The organism is Agrobacterium larrymoorei, assembly GCF_013322225.1.
Lineage (GTDB): Bacteria > Pseudomonadota > Alphaproteobacteria > Rhizobiales > Rhizobiaceae > Agrobacterium > Agrobacterium larrymoorei_A.
This window is the reverse complement of the sequence record NZ_JAAMFB010000009.1, coordinates 43,656-64,318: the sequence shown is the minus strand read 5'-3', so window position 1 is coordinate 64,318 and position 20,663 is coordinate 43,656. Positions and strand designations below refer to the sequence as shown.

Annotated in this window: 20 protein-coding genes and 1 other annotated feature (1 of these 21 only partly in view); of the genes, 6 read left to right on the top strand and 14 right to left on the bottom strand. The window is 56.6% G+C overall.

Translation table 11 applies throughout. From position 1 onward, the window contains the following. Positions 1-176 precede the first annotated feature (176 nt). The 12 genes from G6L28_RS04235 to G6L28_RS04180 all read right to left on the bottom strand — a co-directional run bounded on the left by G6L28_RS04235 (position 177) and on the right by G6L28_RS04180 (position 12,062). Positions 177-2,315 (bottom strand): sodium-translocating pyrophosphatase, encoded by a 2,139-nt coding sequence (locus tag G6L28_RS04235; protein ID WP_174062549.1) that lies wholly within the window; start codon positions 2,313-2,315, stop codon positions 177-179. 200 nt (positions 2,316-2,515) lie between these two features. Then, positions 2,516-3,739 carry an MFS transporter gene (locus tag G6L28_RS04230; protein WP_174062548.1) on the bottom strand — a complete coding sequence of 408 codons (1,224 nt, stop codon included), beginning with the start codon at positions 3,737-3,739 and terminating at the stop codon, positions 2,516-2,518. A 21-nt stretch (positions 3,740-3,760) separates the two neighbouring features. After that, positions 3,761-4,258, bottom strand: a complete 498-nt coding sequence (gene nusB, locus G6L28_RS04225; RefSeq protein ID WP_027676188.1) for a transcription antitermination factor NusB — start codon at positions 4,256-4,258, stop codon at positions 3,761-3,763. Between the two features lie 4 nt (positions 4,259-4,262). Further along, positions 4,263-4,709, bottom strand: a complete 447-nt coding sequence (gene ribH, locus G6L28_RS04220; RefSeq protein WP_027676187.1) for a 6,7-dimethyl-8-ribityllumazine synthase — start codon at positions 4,707-4,709, stop codon at positions 4,263-4,265. Between the two features lie 134 nt (positions 4,710-4,843). After that, positions 4,844-5,476 (bottom strand): LysE family translocator, encoded by a 633-nt coding sequence (locus G6L28_RS04215; RefSeq protein WP_174062547.1) that lies wholly within the window; start codon positions 5,474-5,476, stop codon positions 4,844-4,846. 52 nt (positions 5,477-5,528) lie between these two features. Beyond that, positions 5,529-6,140, bottom strand: coding sequence for a riboflavin synthase (locus tag G6L28_RS04210; RefSeq protein WP_174062546.1), 612 nt, complete (start codon positions 6,138-6,140; stop codon positions 5,529-5,531). Continuing rightward, the gene (gene ribD / locus G6L28_RS04205) at positions 6,140-7,264 is read right to left on the bottom strand and encodes a bifunctional diaminohydroxyphosphoribosylaminopyrimidine deaminase/5-amino-6-(5-phosphoribosylamino)uracil reductase RibD (protein ID WP_174062545.1); all 1,125 of its coding nucleotides are present in this window, start codon (positions 7,262-7,264) and stop codon (positions 6,140-6,142) included. The genes G6L28_RS04210 and ribD overlap by 1 nt, the downstream gene beginning before the upstream one ends. A 2-nt stretch (positions 7,265-7,266) precedes the next feature. After that, positions 7,267-7,746: a transcriptional regulator NrdR gene (gene nrdR / locus G6L28_RS04200; RefSeq protein WP_174062544.1), complete on the bottom strand. Its 480-nt coding sequence runs from the start codon at positions 7,744-7,746 to the stop codon at positions 7,267-7,269. Between the two features lie 13 nt (positions 7,747-7,759). Next, a complete protein-coding gene (gene glyA / locus G6L28_RS04195) occupies positions 7,760-9,049 on the bottom strand; it encodes a serine hydroxymethyltransferase (RefSeq protein WP_174062543.1) in 1,290 nt (429 codons plus the stop codon). 190 nt (positions 9,050-9,239) lie between these two features. Next, a complete protein-coding gene (locus tag G6L28_RS04190) occupies positions 9,240-10,571 on the bottom strand; it encodes a L,D-transpeptidase family protein (protein WP_174062542.1) in 1,332 nt (443 codons plus the stop codon). 310 nt (positions 10,572-10,881) lie between these two features. Further along, entirely contained in the window at positions 10,882-11,394 is a 513-nt protein-coding gene (gene ldtR / locus G6L28_RS04185; protein ID WP_174062541.1) for a transcriptional regulator LdtR, read from the bottom strand. 236 nt (positions 11,395-11,630) lie between these two features. Further along, on the bottom strand, positions 11,631-12,062 hold the full coding sequence (locus G6L28_RS04180) for a DUF6163 family protein (RefSeq protein WP_174062540.1): 432 nt from the start codon (positions 12,060-12,062) through the stop codon (positions 11,631-11,633). Positions 12,063-12,214: 152 nt separating this feature from the next. On the opposite strand from G6L28_RS04180, the gene hemB reads away from it, so the two are divergent. From hemB to G6L28_RS04155, 5 genes are all read left to right on the top strand, one after another. Then, complete coding sequence (gene hemB / locus G6L28_RS04175; protein WP_174062539.1) at positions 12,215-13,228, top strand: porphobilinogen synthase; 1,014 nt, start codon at positions 12,215-12,217, stop codon at positions 13,226-13,228. A gap of 65 nt (positions 13,229-13,293) precedes the next feature. Next, entirely contained in the window at positions 13,294-13,752 is a 459-nt protein-coding gene (locus G6L28_RS04170; protein ID WP_174062538.1) for an RDD family protein, read from the top strand. A gap of 125 nt (positions 13,753-13,877) precedes the next feature. Next, a complete protein-coding gene (locus G6L28_RS04165) occupies positions 13,878-14,636 on the top strand; it encodes an arginyltransferase (RefSeq protein ID WP_174062537.1) in 759 nt (252 codons plus the stop codon). A gap of 75 nt (positions 14,637-14,711) precedes the next feature. Continuing rightward, complete coding sequence (locus tag G6L28_RS04160; protein WP_174062536.1) at positions 14,712-14,933, top strand: AbrB/MazE/SpoVT family DNA-binding domain-containing protein; 222 nt, start codon at positions 14,712-14,714, stop codon at positions 14,931-14,933. After that, complete coding sequence (locus G6L28_RS04155; protein ID WP_174062535.1) at positions 14,933-15,319, top strand: type II toxin-antitoxin system death-on-curing family toxin; 387 nt, start codon at positions 14,933-14,935, stop codon at positions 15,317-15,319. The genes G6L28_RS04160 and G6L28_RS04155 overlap by 1 nt, the downstream gene beginning before the upstream one ends. A gap of 2 nt (positions 15,320-15,321) precedes the next feature. Here G6L28_RS04155 and parC read toward each other — a convergent pair whose 3' ends face one another. After that, complete coding sequence (gene parC / locus G6L28_RS04150) at positions 15,322-17,601, bottom strand: DNA topoisomerase IV subunit A (protein WP_174062534.1); 2,280 nt, start codon at positions 17,599-17,601, stop codon at positions 15,322-15,324. A gap of 216 nt (positions 17,602-17,817) precedes the next feature. On the opposite strand from parC, the gene G6L28_RS04145 reads away from it, so the two are divergent. Further along, entirely contained in the window at positions 17,818-19,008 is a 1,191-nt protein-coding gene (locus G6L28_RS04145) for a hypothetical protein (RefSeq protein ID WP_174062533.1), read from the top strand. 65 nt (positions 19,009-19,073) lie between these two features. Here the strand turns inward: G6L28_RS04145 and G6L28_RS04140 are convergent, their stop codons facing one another. Continuing rightward, entirely contained in the window at positions 19,074-20,555 is a 1,482-nt protein-coding gene (locus G6L28_RS04140) for a SulP family inorganic anion transporter (protein ID WP_174062532.1), read from the bottom strand. A gap of 72 nt (positions 20,556-20,627) precedes the next feature. After that, positions 20,628-20,663, bottom strand: a sequence feature (sul1 is cis-regulatory element that is thought to sense ions involved in sulfur or methionine metabolism; They are found in Alphaproteobacteria) (it continues 20 nt past the right edge of the window).

Here is a 20,663-nt window from a genome sequence, read left to right as displayed (position 1 = left end):
CCGAAATGGATGCTCCCTTCCCCGGCTTTGAAGTCGGTGGTCCCAGCGCCGCGCGTTTTCGCGGCGACAAGACTGGAACGGATTGCCCCGGTCAAAGTCGTGATAAAGGCAGTATCGCCTTTGCCCGAACACGACGCTGGTGCTGTCTTTCACGGACAGCCGTTTGCGCCAACCATTCACCCAGCCAAAATCGCCAGCAGCAACAGTGCCACGATGTTGGTGATCTTGATTGCCGGGTTCACTGCCGGGCCAGCCGTGTCCTTGTAGGGATCACCCACCGTATCGCCGGTTACCGAAGCCTTGTGCGCTTCCGAACCCTTCACATGGCGAACGCCGTCCTTGTCCACGAAGCCATCTTCGAAGCTTTTCTTGGCATTATCCCACGCGCCACCACCGGAGGTCATGGAGATGGCCACGAACAGACCGTTGATGATGACGCCCAGCAGCGATGCACCGAGGGCTGCAAAGGCCGAGGCCTTGGAGCCGGAGATCAGCAGCACGCCGAAATAGACGACGATGGGCGCCAGAACCGGCAGCAGGGATGGAATGACCATTTCGCGAATGGCCGCCTTGGTCAACAAATCCACGGCCCTGCCGTAATCCGGCTTTTCCGTGCCCTGCATGATGCCGGGCTTTTCACGAAACTGGCGCCTAACCTCTTCGACGATGGAGCCCGCCGCTTTGCCAACCGCAGTCATGGCAATACCGCCGAAGAGATATGGGATGAGACCGCCGAACAGCAGACCGGCTACCACATAAGGGTTGGAAAGGCTGAAGGAGATTTCACCTATTCCCTGAAAGTAAGGATAGGTTTCCCCGTTCGCAGCGAAGTAGGACAGGTCGTTCGAATAGGCTGCAAACAATACCAGAGCGCCTAGACCGGCAGAGCCGATGGCATACCCCTTGGTCACCGCCTTGGTGGTATTACCCACCGCATCCAGCGCATCCGTTGCCTTGCGTACATCAGGGTCCAGACCCGCCATTTCAGCGATACCACCGGCATTATCCGTCACCGGGCCGAAGGCATCAAGCGCCACGATCATGCCCGCCAGCCCAAGCATCGCCGTCACGGCAATGCCCGTGCCGAAGAGGCCCGCAAGCTGGTATGTCGAGATGATGCCGCCGACGATGACGATGGCGGGCAGCGCCGTCGATTCGAGAGAAACGGCCAGACCCTGGATGACGTTGGTGCCGTGGCCAGTGACGGAGGCCTGGGCGATGGAGTTGACCGGACGCTTGTTCGTGCCCGTATAATATTCGGTGATCACCACGATCAGCGCCGTCACCAGCAGGCCAAGAAGGCCGCAGAAGAACAGGTTCGTACCGGTGATATCCTTGCCCGCTACTGTGCCGATCGATCCCCACCCGATGGTGAGGAATGTCGCAACCGCAAGGCCCGCAACGGAGAAGACGCCAGTGGCGATGAGGCCTTTGTAAAGCGCGCCCATGATGGAGTTGTTGGTGCCGAGCTTGACGAAGAACGTTCCGGCAATGGAGGTGAGGATGCAAACGCCGCAAATGGCAAGCGGATAGAGCATCGCGCTTTCCAGCACCGGCGCACCGGCAAAGAAGATGGCGGCAAGCACCATGGTTGCGACCACCGAGACGGCGTAGGTCTCGAACAGGTCCGCTGCCATGCCTGCGCAATCGCCCACATTGTCCCCGACGTTATCGGCGATGGTGGCCGGGTTACGCGGGTCATCCTCTGGAATGCCCGCCTCAACCTTGCCGACAAGATCGCCGCCGACATCCGCACCCTTGGTAAAGATGCCGCCGCCGAGACGGGCGAAGATTGAAATCAGCGATGCGCCGAAGCCGAGCGACACCAGCGCGTCGATCACGTCACGAGAGCCGGTCGGGTGACCGAGAACCGAGGTGAGAATGAAATAGTAAATGGAGACACCGAGCAGTGCCAGACCGGCAACCAGCATGCCGGTAATCGCGCCGGATTTGAACGCGATATCGAGGCCTGCCGCAAGGCTGTGAGAAGCGGCCTGCGCCGTGCGAAGATTGGCCCGGACCGAGACATGCATACCGACGAAACCGGCAGCGCCCGACAAAACGGCACCAATAACGAAACCGACAGCAGCTTCGGCTGAGAGAAGAATCCATGCCGCTATCGTGACGATTACACCGACAATTGCGATGGTGAGATATTGACGGGTGAGGTAAGCCTGCGCGCCCTCACGAATATAGCCTGCTATTTCACGCATGCGCTCTGTGCCCTCATCGGCCTCCAGAACGCTTTTCGTTGCCCAAATCGCATAAGCGATAGAAAGGGCACCGCATAAAATTACCAATGCAATGACGGTCATTCGCACTTACCTCCCATTGTGCCGGGTCCTCAACTCCCTCCCCGGCGGGCGAAACCACATGCGGGGCGTGAGGCGCAAAGCGCCTTACGCCAAGGTGAGCCATTTGTTCCCCTCCCAAGGAAGAAACGGCATGCGGGTGGAGATTGCGTTGCCGGAAGGCGTCGCGTCAAGTGCGAAGATCAACAAGCAGTTGCTTATCTTTATGATTTTAGTTTTTGCGCTTTGCTGAATATCAGCGTCATCACCAGCAGAAGACAAAGACCCGCGACCGGCCAGATGACGAGGTTCATCACCGACCAGCCCCATGAGGTGAAGACCTTGCCAGACGAAAAGGATGACATGGCAACCATGCCGAACAGCACGATATCGTGGAAGCCCTGCACCTTGTCCGCCTCATGCGGGCGGTAACTGGAAGATACGATGGAGGTTGCCCCGATAAAGCCGAAGTTCCAACCGGCTCCTAAAAGAATGAGCGCCGCCCAAAAATTCCAGAGCTCCACGCCCATATGCGCCACGATTGCGCAGGCCATGAGGATGAAGAGGCCCGCGGCCACGACTTTTTCCGCCCCGAAGCGCGTGATGAGAATGCCGGTGAAGAAACTGGGGCCGAACATTGCAAGTACGTGCCATTGAATGCCAAGCGTCGCAAGCTCGCTTGGAAAGCCACAGCCCACGACCATGGCAAGAGGCGCGCCGATCATCATGAAGGTCATCAACGCATAGGAGCCGATGCCGCATACCATGCCGGTTATGAATCGGCGCGTTGCGACGATTTCAAGGAGTGGCCGAACGGGCTCAGTCGTTACCGCCTGCTTAGGCTCAGGCAATTTCAGGAGCGTGAGGACGCCAGCGGCAATCAGACCAAGCGGCACCAGCGCAATGAACGCACCTGAGAAGGTGACCGGGGCAAGAATATCCTTGCCGAAAATGGCCAGCTGAGGCCCGACGATTGCGGAGACCACCCCGCCCGCCAGAATCCAAGAGATTGCCTTGGGCTTGTAGAAGGATGGAGATGCATCGGCAGCGGCGAAACGAATTTTCTGCGTAAAGCCACCCGCGAGCCCGATCAGCATCAGGCCCAGTGCAAACAGCCAGAAATCCGTTCGAAACAGCGCGGTTGCTGCAAGCGCGCCGCCTGTGGAGCATAGCAGCGCGCCGAGAACGAAGCCCGCCTTCCGCCCAAGAAACTTTGCAGCCAGAGCGACCGCAATGGCACCGAAGGCAACGCCGATGTTGAAACCGGTGAGCGGAGCGGTGGCCAGAGACTTGTCTGCACCAAGAAGCTGATAGCCCGCCAGCGCGCCAACGGAAAAGCTCAAAGGCCCGGCAGAACCAAGGATCGCCTGAGCGATGGTCAGGAGAAAGACATTGCGCTTAGCCTCAGAAAGTTGGCCTTCAAGACCAGCAACCGATACCGCGCTCATGTCTTCCTCATTCCATTTTTATCAGCGCTTGGCCTCGCCGCGCACCTGTTTGGCAATACGATCGAGAACCGCATTGACGAGCTTCGGCTCATCATTCTCGAAGAATGCGCGGGCGATTTCGACGTATTCGGTCACGATCACGGCGACCGGAACATCCTTGCGCTCAAGGATTTCGAAGGTGCCAGCGCGCAGGATGGCGCGAACCGTGGTGTCGAGGCGCGACAGCGGCCAGTCTTCCTGAAGAGCGGAACGTACCAGCGGGTCGATTTTGGTCTGATCGCGCACGACGCCGGAAACAATGGAGCGGAACCAGGACGGATCGGCCTTGAGATAGGTCTCGCCATCCACTTCCTTGCCAAGACGATGCGCCTCATATTCGGCGACCACTTCCATGACGCCAGTGCCACCAACATCCATCTGGTACAGCGCCTGCACGGCTGCGAGGCGTGCGGCCCCGCGCTGGTTGACCGGCTTGATGGAAGGCTGACGCGGCTCTGCGCCGTTTTCGACACTCGTCATGCTATCAACCACCCAGCTTCTTCTTGAGTTCGATCATGGTCAGCGCCGCACGGGCAGCAAAGCCGCCCTTGTCCTTGTCCGAACGGCGCACGCGTGCCCAAGCCTGCTCATCATTCTCGACAGTCAGAATGCCGTTGCCAATGGCAAGCGATTCGCTGACGGTCAGGTCCATGATGGCGCGTGAGGATTCGTTCGCAACGATATCGAAGTGATAGGTCTCGCCGCGAATGACCATGCCGAGTGCGACGAAGCCATCATATTCCGTGCCGCCATTGTCTGCGCCATCTAGCGCCATGGCTATGGCTGCCGGGATTTCCAGCGCGCCGGGAACGGTGATGATGTCATAGGTGGCGCCAGCCTCTTCGAGCGCAAACTTTGCGCCATCGAGCAGTGCATCGGCCATATCGTCATAAAAACGAGCTTCTACGATGAGAAGATGGGGCTTGGACATGGGAGTTTCCTGAAGCTTACGCCGATCATACCGGCTTTTGGCGCGGTCAAACCATGGCTTGCAGCGCTTGGCAAGTATTTTTAATGCATTGCTGCTGCCTGGGCGGCGTTTGGTCGCGTGTTCAGACCCGTCGATCAGCCCCGTTGCAGCGCCAGATGAACGCCAAGCCCCATCAAAACCGTGCCCGCCGCGCGCCGCGCAAGCGCCTGCGCTACTGACGACCGCTTCAATCGTCCCACCATCGCGCCTGCCAGAAGAACACCCAACAGATCCGCTGAGGAGAAAATGAAATTCACCGCCACGCCGAGGATCAGGAATTGCAGCCACACCGGAAATGCCGCTGCGGGATCGACGAATTGCGGCAGAAACGCCAGAAAGAACAGTGCGGTCTTAGGGTTCAACATATCCACGATAATGCTGTCGACAAAAGCCCGTCTGGCCGACTTCGGCTCGATCATGACGCTCGCCATCCCATCTTCAAGCTTCGAGCGAAGCATCGAAAAGCCGAGCCAGATCAGATAGCAGGCGCCTCCAAGCTTCACGGCAAGATAGAGCCACGGCACCGCCTGGAACAGAACCGACAACCCCGCCGCCGCTGCAAAAATATGAACATAGCAACCAACATGAATGCCAAGAACCGCCATCAACCCGGCAAACCGCCCCCGCGCCATGGTCTGCGCCGCGGCATAAAGCATGGCGGGTCCGGGAATGTACGCGAAAAGAGCAGTCGTTACAAAGAAAGCCGCAAGCAGTTCATAAGATGGCATATTGCGCTCCGGGGCGGTGCAGCGCGTTCAAGCACTGCTTGTCGTCACCATCCTACTTCGACGGAAATTCCGCAAGGCGTGCCGCATAGCGGGCCATCGTATCGACTTCGAAATTGACGAAATCACCGGGGTTGCGGTCACCCCAGGTCGTAACCGTCAGCGTATGGCGGATCAACAACACATCGAAGTCCGGTCCATCCACGGCATTGACGGTGAGCGATGTGCCGTCCAGCGCGACGGAGCCTTTTGGTGCGACGAATTTTGCCAGATGTTCCGGTGCGCGCAGGCGGATACGCACGGCCTCGCCCTCAGATTCGACGGACAGAATTTCTGCCTTGCCATCGACATGGCCGGAAACGATGTGTCCGCCAAGTTCGTCGCCGATCTTCAACGCGCGCTCGAGATTGACCTTCGTACCCTGCTGCCATGCGGAAATTGTCGTCAGGCGCAGCGCCTCTTCCCATGCTTCAACTTCGTACCAGCGTTCGTTGCTGGCGTCTTCCGGCAGTCTCGTCACCGTCAGGCAGACGCCACCGTGGGAAATTGAAGCCCCCATGTCGATAGTCTTTGGGTCGTAATTCGTGGCCACGCGCAGACGCACGCCTTCGGGCAGGGGCTGCAATTGCGAAACAGTTCCAACATCAGTGACGATACCGGTGAACATCAAAGCGGCCTTTCATAATCGAAACAGCGATCCGCACCATAAGTCGTCTCGCCGATAAAGTAATAATCCTGCGGGATATCGGCGCGCTTCAGCGGCGTTTCAATACCGTCCTCACCGATTATGACCGGGCTTTCAAACAGAAGAATACGGTCGACCAGTCCGGCTCCGAGAAAGGCACGTGCAGCGACCGCGCCGCCTTCGACAAGAAGCTCGGACATTTCCCGCGCACCGAGGGTCAGCAGAAAATCGTCGAGGTCGGTCACTTCGAGGATTTCCACGCCTGCCCCACTCAATCCGACTCGCTTTTGATCAATCGGCTGAATCTCTTCAGGATCACTGGCGGCGACGTTAACCGGCAGCGCGGCAGACGGTATCACAACGGCAACGGTCGGCACAGTGTGGGCCGTCTTCACCAGCTTCGACGCCAGCGGCAAATCCAGCCGCCGGTCCAGCACGAAACGCACCGGCGAATGATGTTCCATGCCCGAAATGCGGACGTTAAGCTCAGGATCGTCAGAAAGCGCCGTGCCTATGCCAACGAGTATCGCGTCGCAGCGCGCCCGCAACTCATGCACGGCATGTCGCGCTTCTGGGCCGGTGATGGCAACCTGCCCCTCGTCTTTGCGACCGATCATTCCATCGGCAGACACGGCGAGCTTCAAAGTTACGTGCGGCCGTTTTTTGATCTTCCGTGTCAGATAGCCCGCCAGCGCCCGTTCACTTTCCTGACGCAAAATGCCGGTGTCGACCGATATCCCCGCGTCACGAAGTATCTGATATCCACGCCCCGCGACCCGCTCATCCGGGTCATCCACCGAGACGACCGCACGCGCAATGCCGAACTCCACCAGCGCATTTGCACAGGGCGGCGTTCGTCCCCAGTGGGAGCATGGTTCGAGCGTCACATAGGCTGTCGCACCCTTCGCCGCTTCGCCTGCGATATCCAGTGCATTGCGCTCTGCATGCGGCCTGCCGCCGATTGAGGTCACGGCTTCGGCGATGATCTGGCCATCCTTGACCAGAACGCATCCAACGGAGGGGTTGGTTTCGGTCAAACCTGTATGGCGGCGGGAGATTTCGATGGCGCGCGCCATAAATCGTTCATCATCGGCGCGGGTGGTCATGGTCAGTTTCCGGCATCCGTATCGCGCGCAATTTTCGCGTTGATTTCCGCGATAACGTTCTCGAAATCTTCCGCATGGCTGAAATCGCGGTACACGGACGCATAGCGCACGAAGGCCACATCATCGAGGCTTTTCAGCGCTTCGAGAACCTGCAAGCCAATTTCTTCCGATTGAATTTCCGTCTCGCCGGAGCTTTCCAAACGGCGGGCAATACCGGAAACCGCGCGCTCAATACGGTCGCGGTCCACCGGGCGTTTGCGCAGTGCGATCTCGAAAGACCGCACCAGCTTTTCACGATCGAAGGGAAGCTTGCGGCCGCTCTTCTTGATGACCATCAACTCACGCAACTGAACGCGTTCGTAGGTGGTAAAGCGACCGCCGCAATCCGGGCAGATGCGCCGCCGGCGGATGGAGGTGTTATCCTCCGCCGGACGCGAGTCCTTGACCTGTGTGTCTTCAGAACCGCAAAACGGGCAGCGCATCCACTATTCCTTCTTAGAGGTACGGGTACATCGGGAAACGATCAGTCAAAGCGACGACCTTCTCGCGTACCGCAGCTTCTACACCGGCATTGCCTTCATCGGAATTGGCAGCCTTGAGGCCATCCAGCGTTTCCACAATCAGTTTGCCGATCTCACGGAATTCCGCTTCCTTGAAGCCACGCGTCGTACCCGCAGGCGTGCCGAGCCGAACGCCGGAGGTCACGAAAGGCTTTTCAGGGTCGAACGGAATGCCGTTCTTGTTGCAGGTGATGTAGGCGCGACCAAGAGCGGCTTCCGCGCGCTTGCCGGTGGCGTTCTTCTTGCGAAGATCGACCAGCATCAGGTGGTTGTCCGTGCCGCCGGAAACGACGTCTAGACCACCGTCGATGAGGGTCTCGGAAAGAGCCTTGGCGTTTTTCACGATCTGCGCCGCGTAATCCTTGAATTCAGGCTTCAGCGCCTCACCGAAGGCAACGGCCTTGGCAGCGATGACGTGCATCAGCGGACCACCCTGAAGACCAGGGAAGACGGCCGAGTTGAACTTTTTGGCAAGGTCCTCGTCATTGGTCAGGATCATGCCGCCACGTGGGCCGCGAAGCGACTTGTGGGTCGTCGTCGTTGCAACATGGGCATGCGGGAACGGCGAGGGATGCTGGCCACCGGCAACGAGACCGGCAATATGCGCCATGTCGACCATGAGGTACGCACCGACTTCGTCTGCGATTTCGCGGAAACGCTTCCAGTCCCAGACGCGCGAATAAGCCGTGCCGCCTGCGAGGATCAGCTTCGGCTTGGTTTCCTTGGCCTTGCGCTCGACTTCGTCCATGTCGAGAAGGTTGTCGCCTTCACGAACGCCGTAGGACACGACATTAAACCACTTGCCGGACATGTTGACCGGCGAACCGTGCGTCAGGTGACCACCGGAATTCAGGTCCAGACCCATGAAGGTATCGCCCGGCTGAAGCAGCGCGAGGAACACGGCCTGGTTCATCTGCGAGCCTGAGTTTGGCTGAACGTTGGCGAAGTTCACGCCAAACAGCTTCTTGGCGCGCTCGATTGCGAGCTCTTCGGCAATGTCGACAAACTGACATCCGCCGTAATAACGCTTGCCCGGATAGCCCTCGGCATATTTGTTGGTCATGATCGAGCCCTGCGCTTCCAGAACGGCGCGGGAAACGATGTTTTCAGAAGCGATCAGTTCGATCTCGTGGCGCTGACGACCCAGCTCCTTTTCGATCGCACCGAAAATGTCGGGATCGATTTCGGCAAGCGGGCTGGAAAAGAAGGCATCTGTGTTCGACATGATGAAAGCTCCTGAAACAGTAATGCGATGGGGTCTTAGCGCCCCACCCTTTCAAGAGCAATAAGGACAGCGAGATTTGCCCGTCAAACTGCGACGTTTGCCGTAAAAATGCGTCACAGGACGGATCAAGAATAAGAAAAGCCGCGTCCTCTTGGCGAACGCGGCCTAACTTTAGCAATTACTACGTCTATCAGTTACGCGGAACCAGATCGTCGTCAATAGAACCGGAAGGCTGTTCCATGCCGCTGGTGGTGTTGAGAGCCAACTCGGCGTTGCCATCGTTGCCGTAAATATCGTCGCGGAACTGCACGACTGCGTCCTTCGCAGACCAAGCAGTGATGTAGACGAAGTAGACAGGTATTTCCCGGGTCATCTTGATGGGTGTGTTCACCCGTGTCGCGATAACCCGTTCGATTTCCTGGCGCGACCAGCCTGGCTCATCACGCAGCATCCATGTGGTCAGGTCGCGAACATTCTGAACGCGCACGCAGCCGGAGGACTCGAATCGCATAAGCTTGTTGAAAAGGCCCTGTTGCGGCGTGTCGTGCATGTATTCGTTATTCGGATTATGGAAGTTGATCTTCGTCGAAGACATGGCGTTGTTCTTGCCGGGGTCCTGTCGGAACATCAGGTTAGGGATTTTCGGTGCAAACCAGTCGACGGTCGTCGGGGACACTTCCTGGCCTCGGCCATCGATAAGGCGGATATTGTTGCGCTCCAGATAGGTCGGGTCCTTCTGCATCAACGGAACGATGTCCTTTTCGACAATCGAGCGCGGCGAGGTCCAGTAAGGGTTGAGAATGATCTCATAAATCTTGGAATTGATGACATGCGTCGGGCGGCTGGCGCGGCCCACGACCGCTGTGTTGCGCAATACGACGCGGTTGCTCTCCACCGCCTCGATGGAGGCAGCCGGAATATTCACCATCACATGCTTGACGCCCAGATCGCCCGACATCGTATCGATACGCACGAGGTTCGTCTGAAGCTGTGCCAGGCGGACCTGCGCCGAAACATTCAGCGCCTTCAAAGTGTACTCACCGATGACGCCATCGGCAGGCAGACCGTGCCGTGCCTGAAACCGCTTCAGGGAACCATCGACGTAAGAATCGAACGCGCTGGAAATTCCGGCCTCACGCGGAAGGTCGCCGGAAATCATGAGGCGCTGGCGCAGAGACTGAACGGAAGGATCACTGACGCCAATCTGCAAACGCTGCTGGCTCTGCGGAACATCCGGCCAGCCGCCGTTGGAAACGATCTGCTGATACTGCGCGATCGCCTGTTGCATGTAGATCGGGGCTTCGGGGCCGAGAACCGGATTGTTGGAAACGACGCCGACCGCTGAACGCGACGTATTGGCATCGAACTGATCGTCCCAGTTTCCGCGACGCGACGATCCGATCAGATCGTTGAACGCGTCCTGCGCGATGGCAGGGGCAGCAAGAGCGGCAGCGCCAACCGAAACTGCAGACCGCAGCATCGCGCGTCGGGACATTAGTTCAGGGACGGATTTCTTTGTCATTTTACCTACCAGCCACTTCGATCAGACATCTCTAACAATGCCTAAAACAACATCGTTAACAAACGCATATATGCGCCTGCCGGCAGAAAATGCTCTATGTGAATTTGAACAACGCTGTACGCGATCACAGGAGAAACCGCCGGCTCCTTCATCTTTGCCGGTCCCATACCAATATGGCCAATTCGTGTCACCTGAATGCACCTCACGAAGCTGTGTCACCCGGTGATTTTGGGTTGTCGCTCGATAAAAATGCAACAAGCCGGACGCGGGATCCCCGTCCGGCTTTGATAAGCCCAGAGTCTTACCAGAATTAGAGGCGGTAAGCGATGCTGTCGTTCCAGAAACGGTCCAGACGCTGAAGCATCTTGTTCATTTCAGCGAATTCGCCGGTACCAATACCACCAACCTTCTCAATGGAGCCGATGTGGCGTTCATAAAGGCGAGCGACCGTTTCTGCGATGTCCTGACCCTTCTCCGTCAGCGAAATGCGAACCGAGCGACGGTCGATGCGCGAACGCTGGTGGTTGATGAAGCCGAGGTCTACGAGCTTCTTTACGTTATAGGAAACGTTCGAGCCGAGGTAGTAACCACGCGAGCGAAGTTCGCCTGCAGTCAATTCAGAGGTACCGATGTTGAAGAGAAGCAGCGCCTGAACTGCGTTGACATCGTCGCGACCCTGACGGTCGAACTCGTCCTTGATGACATCGAGAAGGCGGCGGTGGAGACGCTCTACCAAGTGGAGCGATTCCATGTAGAGCGAACGGATGGTTTCTTCCTGTACGTCGTTTGCGACTGTCTGCGACTTTGCTTTGCTATTGATCATGACTGCCTCACTGTTTTGTTTGGCGGTGTTTGATTTGTTTCCCGCCTTGTGAGCAAACCTAAGCAATGCGCATAAAATTCTACTTAAAATGCATCATTAACGAATGGTTACTGGCATGTCCCGCTTTTGATGAGACTTGTGGCGACCCACATTCAGCGCAGCACACCCATAATAAATTCAAACACTTAAAGGAAAAAATCGCCGAAAAATCAGGCCGCATTGCTTTATTATAGTGGTTAATCAATTCTTGAGCGCTCGTCGTTCTGGCGGGCATCCAGCCAGAAAGCGACCTGAAATAGTATATAAACAGTTGCCACAATGCCGTGCATGACCGGGACCATGGTGTTGTTTCCGAATATGCCCGGCCACACCTTGTACATGGCGATCTGTGCGCCCGCACCAATGACCCACATTACGGCACCCCAGGAAACACCGATCCATAGGCCAAGCGCCGCTACCGGGAAAACCATCGCCAGACCCGTGCCTGCAACTCGCCACGGAAGATTGAGCATATCAAAGCGTCCCTGCCCGTTCAGCGAATAGCCGGTCAGCATTGCCCAGTATTGCAAGCCGAACCAGAAACAGGACAGCGCCACCAGCCTCAGAAAGGAGAGGTAGAGCAGTTCCGTCAGGGATCTTTTTGGCAACGGTAGAGAATCAGGTTCCATTTCGCGAAGATACGTTTCCCTCGTTCGTCCTGCCACAGGATATTTACGGCGAGCTATCCCGCAATGTCATAGCGGCTATTCTGCCAGTATGCCGCATTCGCATCCTGGCGTCGTTGTGCTATGCCCGACACCAATATCGGAAGGACATACTAATGACTGACAAGACACATCTGGTAGATCATATCACGGGTCATCGCCGCATGCGCAGAAACCGCAAAGCGGATTGGACGCGCAGGCTTGTTCGTGAAAACCTGCTGACGGTGGATGACCTGATCTGGCCAGTCTTTATCGTACCGGGCTCCAATATCGTTAAGCCCATTCCAGCTATGCCGGGTGTCAACCTCATGAGCGTCGACAAGCTTGTCGAAGCTTCGAAGGAAGCTGCCGATCTCGGCATTCCGGCAATCGCGACCTTTCCGAACATTGAAATGGAGTTGCGCGACGAGACCGGCTCGCAGGCGCTGGAAGCCAACAACCTCATCAATCAGGCAACCGCCGCCATCAAAAAGGCCGTTCCGAACCTCGGCATCATAACCGATGTGGCGCTCGACCCCTTCACCAGCCACGGTCATGACGGCATCTTGCGTGGCGACGATATCGTCAACGACGAAACGGTAGACCAGGTCGTCAAGGCCGCCATCATGCAGGCAGAGGCGGGTGCAGACATTATTTCCCCGTCCGAAATGATGGACGGTCGCATCGGCGCTATCCGTCGCGGACTGGATGCTTCCGGACATCAGAATGTCGGCATCATGTCCTACGCAACGAAGTTCTCATCGGGCTTTTACGGTCCATACCGCGAGGCTATTTCTACCAGCGGGCTGCTTAAGGGCGACAAGAACAGCTACTACATCAATCCTGCCAATGGCATGGAAGCTGTCCGCGATGCCGCGCTCGATGTCGAGGAAGGGGCCGATATGTTGATGGTGAAGCCTGGCCTCCCTTACCTCGATATATGCTGGCGGCTGAAAGAAGCTTTCGGACTTCCGACCTTTGCCTATCAGGTTTCCGGTGAATACACGCAGATCAAGGCTGCGGCCATGAACGGATGGATTGATGGGGACCGGGTGATGATGGAGACGCTACTCTGCTTCAAACGTGCGGGTTGCGATGGAATCCTGACCTATTTCGCGATCGAGGTCGCGAAGAAGCTGGCGAAGGGGTAAGTCTGCGCTCATTGCATTCATGATTCTCGACACCATATCTGATGGCGAAAAGGAGAAAAGCGCCGATGAGCATCGACCCGAACCCGACTTACGTTCCGACAGAGGACTGGCGTGCCTATAGCGGCGTCCTCAGCCGCCGCGTCTTTGCTTTCATCATTGATTACATGCTGGTTGTTCTTCTTTGCATTCCGGCTGCGGTCATCATCTTCTTTCTCGGCATATTGACGCTTGGCTTCGGCTTCATGCTTTACCCGGCGATGTTTTTCGTCGTGGCAATTCTATACTTCGGGATGACGCTCGGAAGCTCTGCCCAGGCAACGCCGGGAATGCGGGCTGCAGGCATTGCGATGGCACGGATCGACGGCAGGCGAATCGATTTCCTGCTCTCAACGGTTCATATCGCGCTGTTCTGGATCATCAATTCGATCCTCACCCCGCTGATACTGCTTGCAGGTCTCTTTACGGAGCGCTCGCGCCTCGTACATGATTTCCTTCTCGGAACCGTGGTTGTAAGAACCCATTGATTTAACTAATAAAGCCGTCTTACGACGGCTCAATTTATGTATGGTGTTCTTCGGTAGTTGACGTTTTCTACCTTTTTGTCATTCTGATACAAAGGGTTGAGGGTGAAGGGGAGCGATCAGGTTCGATGAACACGCAGACGACGCCTTCTCCGCAGTTTTATTTGACCGCTCCGGCGACGTGTCCTTATTTGCCGGACCAGCTTGAACGAAAGGTGTTTACGCACCTCGTCGGCCCCCGGGCGGCAGAAATGAACGATCTGCTGACCCAAGGCGGATTTCGCCGCTCACAGAACATCGCCTATCGGCCCGCCTGTGAGAACTGTCGCGCTTGTGTCTCGGTGAGAATTATTGCTGAGCGTTTTATTCCCACCAAGTCAATGCGGCGCGTTATCAGCACCAACAGCGATCTGGTCGCCACAGTCCACCGCGCCGAGCCGTCGACAGAGCAATTCTCGCTCTTCCGTCGCTATCTCGATCATCGACACCAGTCTGGTGGTATGTCGGATATGTCTGCTCTCGACTACGCCGTGATGGTGGAAGATACCCACGTCAATACCCGTATCATCGAATACCGAAAACGCGAGCCCGGCGCGAGTATCGATGATAACAAGCGCGGCGAATTGATTGCCGTCGCGCTGACAGACATGATGAGCGATGGCCTTTCCATGGTCTACTCCTTCTTCAACCCAGGGCTCGAAAAACGCTCGCTCGGTACCTTCCTGATCCTTGATCACATTTCCCGCACCCGAACCCTCGGTCTGCCCCATGTCTATCTTGGTTACTGGGTCGATGGGTCACCGAAGATGGGATACAAGACCCGTTACCATCCGCAAGAGCATCTGACTCCGAGAGGCTGGGAGTTGTACGAGCCGAAGACCGTATGAAGCTTAAGCGTTGCGACTTATGTTGTAACACTGTTGCAACGATGTTATAACGACGTTGCAACTGGAGTAATTGCGATGAATTTGATGGTTCGCAAAATTGGAAATTCCGAGGGGTTGATCATCCCGAAAGAGCTCCTTGACCGTCTCGGTGTCAAAGCTGGAGATACGCTTGCTGTAGACGAGGCCAACGGCGAATTGCGAATGCGCGTTGCTGATGAAGCATTCACGCGACAATTGGAGCACGCAAGAGTTTTCATGGACAAATACAAGGTAGCCTTGAAGAAGCTCGCCGAGTAATGGACTTCATTTTTCTGGACAGCAAAATTGTCGAGCAACTACACAAAATGCAAATCGACAATTTCGGCGGCAGCCATGGCCTTCGTGACGAGGGGATGCTCGAGTCGGCGCTAAGCCGCCCTATCAACAAAGCTGAATACGGCGTGGGAGACGTATGCGAACTCGCCGCGGCATATGTTTTTGGACTGGCCAAAAATCATCCTTTTGTTGACGGCAACAAAAGGATAGCTATCGTCACAGCCGGTATTTTCCTAATGGAAAACGGATATATGATCGAAACCGACGACGGCAAACTGTACGAATTCGTTATCGGGATTGCAGCCGGAGAGATCAATGAGGACGGCATTACCCGTTTCCTCAAGGATCATGTTATCGCTCTAACCTGAGCTTACCCACCAAACTTCCCGCTACGCGGAAATCCCTTGGGCACGGTTCGTCCACTGCCAGCGCGATCAGCCATCCATTCCAGAAGCTCATCGCCGACCTTGACGAATGAGCGTCCGGCGCTGTCTTCCCAAGTCAGGCCGCTTGCCAACGTAAAGCACTTGACGTCCGAAACACCGCCGTCCTTGTAGCGCTGGAGGCGAACGCCCTTTCCGCGTGACATCTCAGGCACTTGCGAAAGCGGGAAGGTCACCATCTTGCGGTTTTCACCGACGACCGCCACGTGATCACCCGTAACCGGCACGACGAGCTTCATCTCATCCGGCATGGACACGTTCATGATCTGCTTACCCTTGCGGGTATTGGCGACCATTTCGGTTTCCGGGATGACGAAACCGTTGCCAGCGGTCGAAACGACCAAAAGCTTGCGTGATGTATCGTAAACGAACGCCGTCAGGATATCCTGATCGTTTTCCATGTCGACCATGATACGAACAGGCTCACCGTGGCCACGCCCACCCGGTAGCTTGTCTGCTCCCAGCGTGTAGGCCTTGCCCCCGGTCGTCACCAGCAAAAGTTTGTCCGTCGTCTGTGCAGGAAATGCGAGCTTCGGACCATCGCCTTCCTTGAAGGTGAGGCCGGATGTATCCGACATATGGCCCTTAAGCGCCCTGATCCACCCCTTTTGCGAGATAACGATCGTGACGGGTTCCTTCTCGATCATCGCCTGCTGGATAGCTTCGACATCGGCTGTAGGTGCATCGGCAAATTGCGTGCGGCGCTCACCGAGCTTCGTTGCCTTGGCGTATTTCTTTTTTGTTTCGCCGATTTCCCAGGCGATGGTTTGCCACTGCTTTTCGTCGGATGCGAGCAAAGCCTCGATTTCAGCCTTTTCGCTGCTGAGGCCTTCGAACTCCGTGCGGATTTCGACCTCTTCCAGCTTGCGCAATGCGCGCAGACGCATGTTGAGGATCGCTTCGACCTGGTTATCGGTCAGCGACCACTTCGCCATCATCACGGCCTTGGGGTCGTCCTCTTCACGGATGATGCGGATGACCTCATCGATGTTGAGATAGGCAATCAGCAAACCGCCTAGAATCTCCAGGCGTCTGTCGATAGCAGCAAGGCGGAAGCGTGAACGGCGGACCAATACCTCGCGGCGATGGTCGAGCCACTCTTTCAGCACCTCGTTCAGTGCCATGACCTTGGGTATGCGGCCCATGGACAGAACGTTCATGTTAAGCGGAATACGGCTTTCCAGATCAGACAACCGAAACAGTGATTCCATCAAAAGCGTCGCATCTACTGTGCGGTTCTTAGGCACCAGAACGACGCGCACGTCTTCGGCGGATTCATCGCGCACATCTTCCAGCAGCGGCAGTTTGCGCGCCAGAAGCAGTTCGGCGATTTTCTCGATCAGGCGGGATTTCTGCACCTGATACGGAATTTCGGTGATGACGATCTGGTATCCGCCCCGACCGAGGTCTTCCACCATCCACTTCGCACGAACGCGGAAACCACCGCGCCCCGTGCGGTACGCTTCAAGCATGCTTTCACGACTTTCGGTGATGATGCCGCCTGTGGGAAGGTCCGGCCCCTCGATGCCGCCGCGTTCCGGATGCGCGGGATCGAACATCAGATCCTCAACGGTTGCATCCGGATTTTTGATAAGACGGAGCGCCGCGTCGCACAATTCATGTGCGTTGTGCGGCGGAATGCTGGTTGCCATCCCGACAGCGATACCGGACGTGCCATTCGCCAGCAGATTTGGGAATGCGCCTGGCATGACGACAGGCTCTTCGTCTTCCTCGTTGTATGTGGCGCGAAAGTCGACGGCATCCTGATCGATGCCTTCCAGAAGCAGCGCGGCGACGTCCGTCATGCGCGCTTCGGTGTAACGATAGGCCGCAGCACCATCACCGTCGATGTTGCCGAAGTTGCCCTGTCCGTCCACGATTGGGTAGCGCTGCGAGAAATCCTGCGCCAGTCGCACCAGCGCATCGTAGACCGACTGGTCGCCGTGCGGGTGGAATTTACCGATGACATCACCGACGATACGGGCGCATTTCTTGAAAGCGGAATTCGGCCGAATGCCCATCTCGCTCATGGCGTGGATGATACGACGGTGAACCGGCTTCAATCCGTCTCGCACATCCGGCAGAGCGCGGTGCATGATGGTCGAAAGCGCATAGGCGAGATAGCGCTCTTCAAGCGCTGCCTTGAGGTCGACCGGAAGAATGTGATCGTCATCTCCGCCAGACGGAGGAACAAGATTTTTTCCCATGCCGCTTGACTAGCGGAAATGGCGATTCCCATCAAGGAAACCGGGCTTTTTACCCTGTGGATGAGGCCGCTTCCGCTTATATTTTTCGTTAATCTTGTTTTCATGCCGCAATTCGGCCATTCGTACAGAAATACGAATGCAACAGACCGTTGCAATCAATAGATGATTCCGATTTTTCGCATAGCAGATTTTCGCACCTACAAGGGATGAGACAGAATGAGACTTGAAGCCACCCGTCATTTTCTGCTGGCCAGTGCGGCAGCCGTAGCATTCGCGTCACCGGCATTCGCACTCGATGGCGCAGACGTTCTGAAGAAGATAAATGCTGCATACCACGTTCAGGGTGCGGAAATCGCTGCAAAATCCATCGCGGTCAACGGCACAACCGTTACCTTGAGCGGCGTAACCTTCCATGCAACCGCCGCCAAGGAACAAAGCGTTCCCGTCGGCAACGTCACGCTGGAAGGCGTTGAGGAAGACAATGGCGGTTACAATATCGAGAAGATGAGCTTCGAGAACATCAACTACGCCGAAAAGAACATCTCTGTAGATGTCTCCGACATCTACATGACCGGCGTCGTGGTTCCGGCGGATGCCACCACCGGCACGCTGGATTCGATGCTGTTCTACGACGAGGCCCACAGCGGACCGGTTTCGATCAAGGTCGATGGCAAGGAAAGCTTCTCGCTGGAAGAAACCTCGTCCACGATGACGCGTAGCGAGGACGACAGCACGATCGGTTTCGACCTCAACGCATCGGGTTTCAAGGCAGACCTGAGCGGCGTAACGGATCCGAAAGCCAAGGAAGCCATCGACAAGCTGAAGGTTCAGCAGCTCGCCGGTGAGTTGACCATGTCCGGCTCCTGGGAAATCGCGCCGGGCACGATCAGCATCGATGAATATGCGCTGGACCTGACCGATATCGGCCGCCTCAACATGTCCTTCGGCTTCTCCGGCTATACGCTTGGCTTCATCAAGTCGATGCAGGATGCCGTGAAAGCGCAAGCATCCAATCCGAACAAGGAGCAGGCAGACCAGGCGTTCGGGCTTGCGATGCTTGGCCTCATGCAGCAACTTAGCTTCATCAACGCAGAAATCAGCTTCGATGATGCCAGCATCACCAAACGAGCAATCGACTACGCGGCAGGCGAGCAGGGTATGACCAGCGAACAGCTGGCGCAGACAATCAAGGGCATGGTGCCACTTATGATGGCGCAGCTTAACGTTCCTGAATTGCAGAACGCCGTTTCGGCAGCGGTCAATACGTACATCGACGATCCGAAGAACTTCACCGTCACGGCGGCTCCGGAAAAACCGGTTCCGTTTCCGATGATCATGGGCGCTGCAATGGGTGCGCCAAACACCCTTCCGCAAGTGCTGGGTGTCACCGTTACGGCGAACGAATAGTCCGCTTGCCGATTTCAACAGTCAGAAGCCCCGGAAGCAAACATGTTTCCGGGGCTTTTTCTTGGTCAGTGCAGAGACGGCGCTGCGTTGCCATCCTTGTCGTGAAGCGCAAAACGGTCGATCATGTGGGCGCTCGCGGCATTGACGCCCTTCACATGAACGATCTTTCCCTTGGCGCGGAATTTCATCACGACCTTGTCCAGCGCACCGACTGCCGAAATGTCCCATAAGTGGGCATCGGAAACGTCGATCGTGACCGCGTCCACCTCATCCAGAAAATCGAAGGCGGCGACGAAGCTTTCCGTCGATGCGAAGAATATCTGGCCCGTGACGCTGTAAATACGCTCCCGCCCATCCGCGCTGAGGCCGGAACGGACGTGGAAAAGCTTGGCAACCTTACCCGCAAAGAACACGCCGGAGAGCAGTACGCCGACGAGAACGCCCTTGGCCAGATCATGGGTCGCCACCACGGTGATGACGGTTGCGAGCATGACGATGCTGGAGGAGAGCGGATTTCTGCGTAGGTCAGTGATGGAGCGCCATGAGAAGGTTCCAATCGAGACCATGATCATCACCGCGACCAGTGCTGCCATGGGAATGATACGAACGATATCGTCCAGCACCAAAATCAGAAACAGCAGGAACGCCCCGGCGACGAATGTCGACAGCCGCCCCCGCCCGCCCGATGTGACATTGATGACGGACTGGCCGATCATCGCGCATCCGCCCATTCCGCCAATGCAGGCCGACGCGATGTTGCTTGCGCCCTGCCCTATGCACTCCTGACTCTTATTGCTCGACGTATCCGTTCTTTCGTCAACGATCTGTGCGGTCAGCAGGGATTCGAGCAGGCCAACGGCAGCAAGCGCTGCGGAATAAGGGAAAATGATCTGGAGGGTTTCGAATGTCAGCGGCACTTGCGGCAGGGCGAATATAGGCAGTGTTGAGGGCAACTCGCCAAGATCGCCAACGGTGCGAATATCCATGCCCCCATAAAATGCCAAGGCTGTCAGAACGCCAATCGCAACAAGGGGCGATGGAATCGCCTTGGTGACAAACGGGAAGAGATAGATGATCGCCAGTCCTACAGCGATCATGGCGTATGTTTGCAAGGGCACACCGATCAGTTCCGGTAACTGCGCCATGAAGATCAGGATCGCCAGTGAATTGACGAACCCGGTCATCACCGACTTCGAAACGAAGCGCATCAGCCGTCCGAGTTTTGCAAAGCCAGCCAGAATTTGCAGGATGCCCATCAGAATGGTGGCGGCAAAGAGATATTGCAGACCGTGCTCCTTGACCAAGGTCACCATCAAAACCGCTGTTGCAGCAGTTGCGGCAGAGATCATGCCGGGCCTGCCGCCGACAAAGGCGGACACGCAGGCGATGGCGAAGGAAGCGAAGAGCCCAATCTTGGGATCGACACCGGCGATAACCGAGAAGCCTATTGCTTCTGGAATGAGGGCAAGGGCAACGACGATGCCGGAAAGTACATCGGCGCGAATGTTCGAAAACCACTCACGCTTGTAGGCTTGAAGTCTGTTCATAGGATTTTTTCGCAAATATCTACGCACCAGCCGGACGAAAGTCTCGGGAGCTTAAACTTCAATGGTGCTTTGCGTTGTCTGGCGGATCGGCGGCCAGAAGAGCCACCC

Excerpts from the sequence above, each read along its gene's own strand:
- nusB (WP_027676188.1), bottom strand. The coding sequence starts at position 4,258 with ATGACGAGTGTCGAAAACGGCGCAGAGCCGCGTCAGCCTTCCATCAAG.
- G6L28_RS04215 (WP_174062547.1), bottom strand. The coding sequence starts at position 5,476 with ATGCCATCTTATGAACTGCTTGCGGCTTTCTTTGTAACGACTGCTCTT.
- ribH (WP_027676187.1), bottom strand. The coding sequence starts at position 4,709 with ATGTCCAAGCCCCATCTTCTCATCGTAGAAGCTCGTTTTTATGACGAT.
- nrdR (WP_174062544.1), bottom strand. The coding sequence starts at position 7,746 with ATGCGCTGCCCGTTTTGCGGTTCTGAAGACACACAGGTCAAGGACTCG.
- ldtR (WP_174062541.1), bottom strand. The coding sequence starts at position 11,394 with ATGATCAATAGCAAAGCAAAGTCGCAGACAGTCGCAAACGACGTACAG.
- G6L28_RS04155 (WP_174062535.1), top strand. The coding sequence starts at position 14,933 with ATGGACTTCATTTTTCTGGACAGCAAAATTGTCGAGCAACTACACAAA.
- hemB (WP_174062539.1), top strand. The coding sequence starts at position 12,215 with ATGACTGACAAGACACATCTGGTAGATCATATCACGGGTCATCGCCGC.
- G6L28_RS04170 (WP_174062538.1), top strand. The coding sequence starts at position 13,294 with ATGAGCATCGACCCGAACCCGACTTACGTTCCGACAGAGGACTGGCGT.
- G6L28_RS04180 (WP_174062540.1), bottom strand. The coding sequence starts at position 12,062 with ATGGAACCTGATTCTCTACCGTTGCCAAAAAGATCCCTGACGGAACTG.
- G6L28_RS04140 (WP_174062532.1), bottom strand. The coding sequence starts at position 20,555 with ATGAACAGACTTCAAGCCTACAAGCGTGAGTGGTTTTCGAACATTCGC.
- G6L28_RS04160 (WP_174062536.1), top strand. The coding sequence starts at position 14,712 with ATGAATTTGATGGTTCGCAAAATTGGAAATTCCGAGGGGTTGATCATC.
- G6L28_RS04190 (WP_174062542.1), bottom strand. The coding sequence starts at position 10,571 with ATGACAAAGAAATCCGTCCCTGAACTAATGTCCCGACGCGCGATGCTG.
- G6L28_RS04210 (WP_174062546.1), bottom strand. The coding sequence starts at position 6,140 with ATGTTCACCGGTATCGTCACTGATGTTGGAACTGTTTCGCAATTGCAG.
- G6L28_RS04235 (WP_174062549.1), bottom strand. The coding sequence starts at position 2,315 with ATGACCGTCATTGCATTGGTAATTTTATGCGGTGCCCTTTCTATCGCT.
- G6L28_RS04165 (WP_174062537.1), top strand. The coding sequence starts at position 13,878 with ATGAACACGCAGACGACGCCTTCTCCGCAGTTTTATTTGACCGCTCCG.
- G6L28_RS04230 (WP_174062548.1), bottom strand. The coding sequence starts at position 3,739 with ATGAGCGCGGTATCGGTTGCTGGTCTTGAAGGCCAACTTTCTGAGGCT.
- G6L28_RS04145 (WP_174062533.1), top strand. The coding sequence starts at position 17,818 with ATGAGACTTGAAGCCACCCGTCATTTTCTGCTGGCCAGTGCGGCAGCC.
- ribD (WP_174062545.1), bottom strand. The coding sequence starts at position 7,264 with ATGACCACCCGCGCCGATGATGAACGATTTATGGCGCGCGCCATCGAA.
- glyA (WP_174062543.1), bottom strand. The coding sequence starts at position 9,049 with ATGTCGAACACAGATGCCTTCTTTTCCAGCCCGCTTGCCGAAATCGAT.
- parC (WP_174062534.1), bottom strand. The coding sequence starts at position 17,601 with ATGGGAAAAAATCTTGTTCCTCCGTCTGGCGGAGATGACGATCACATT.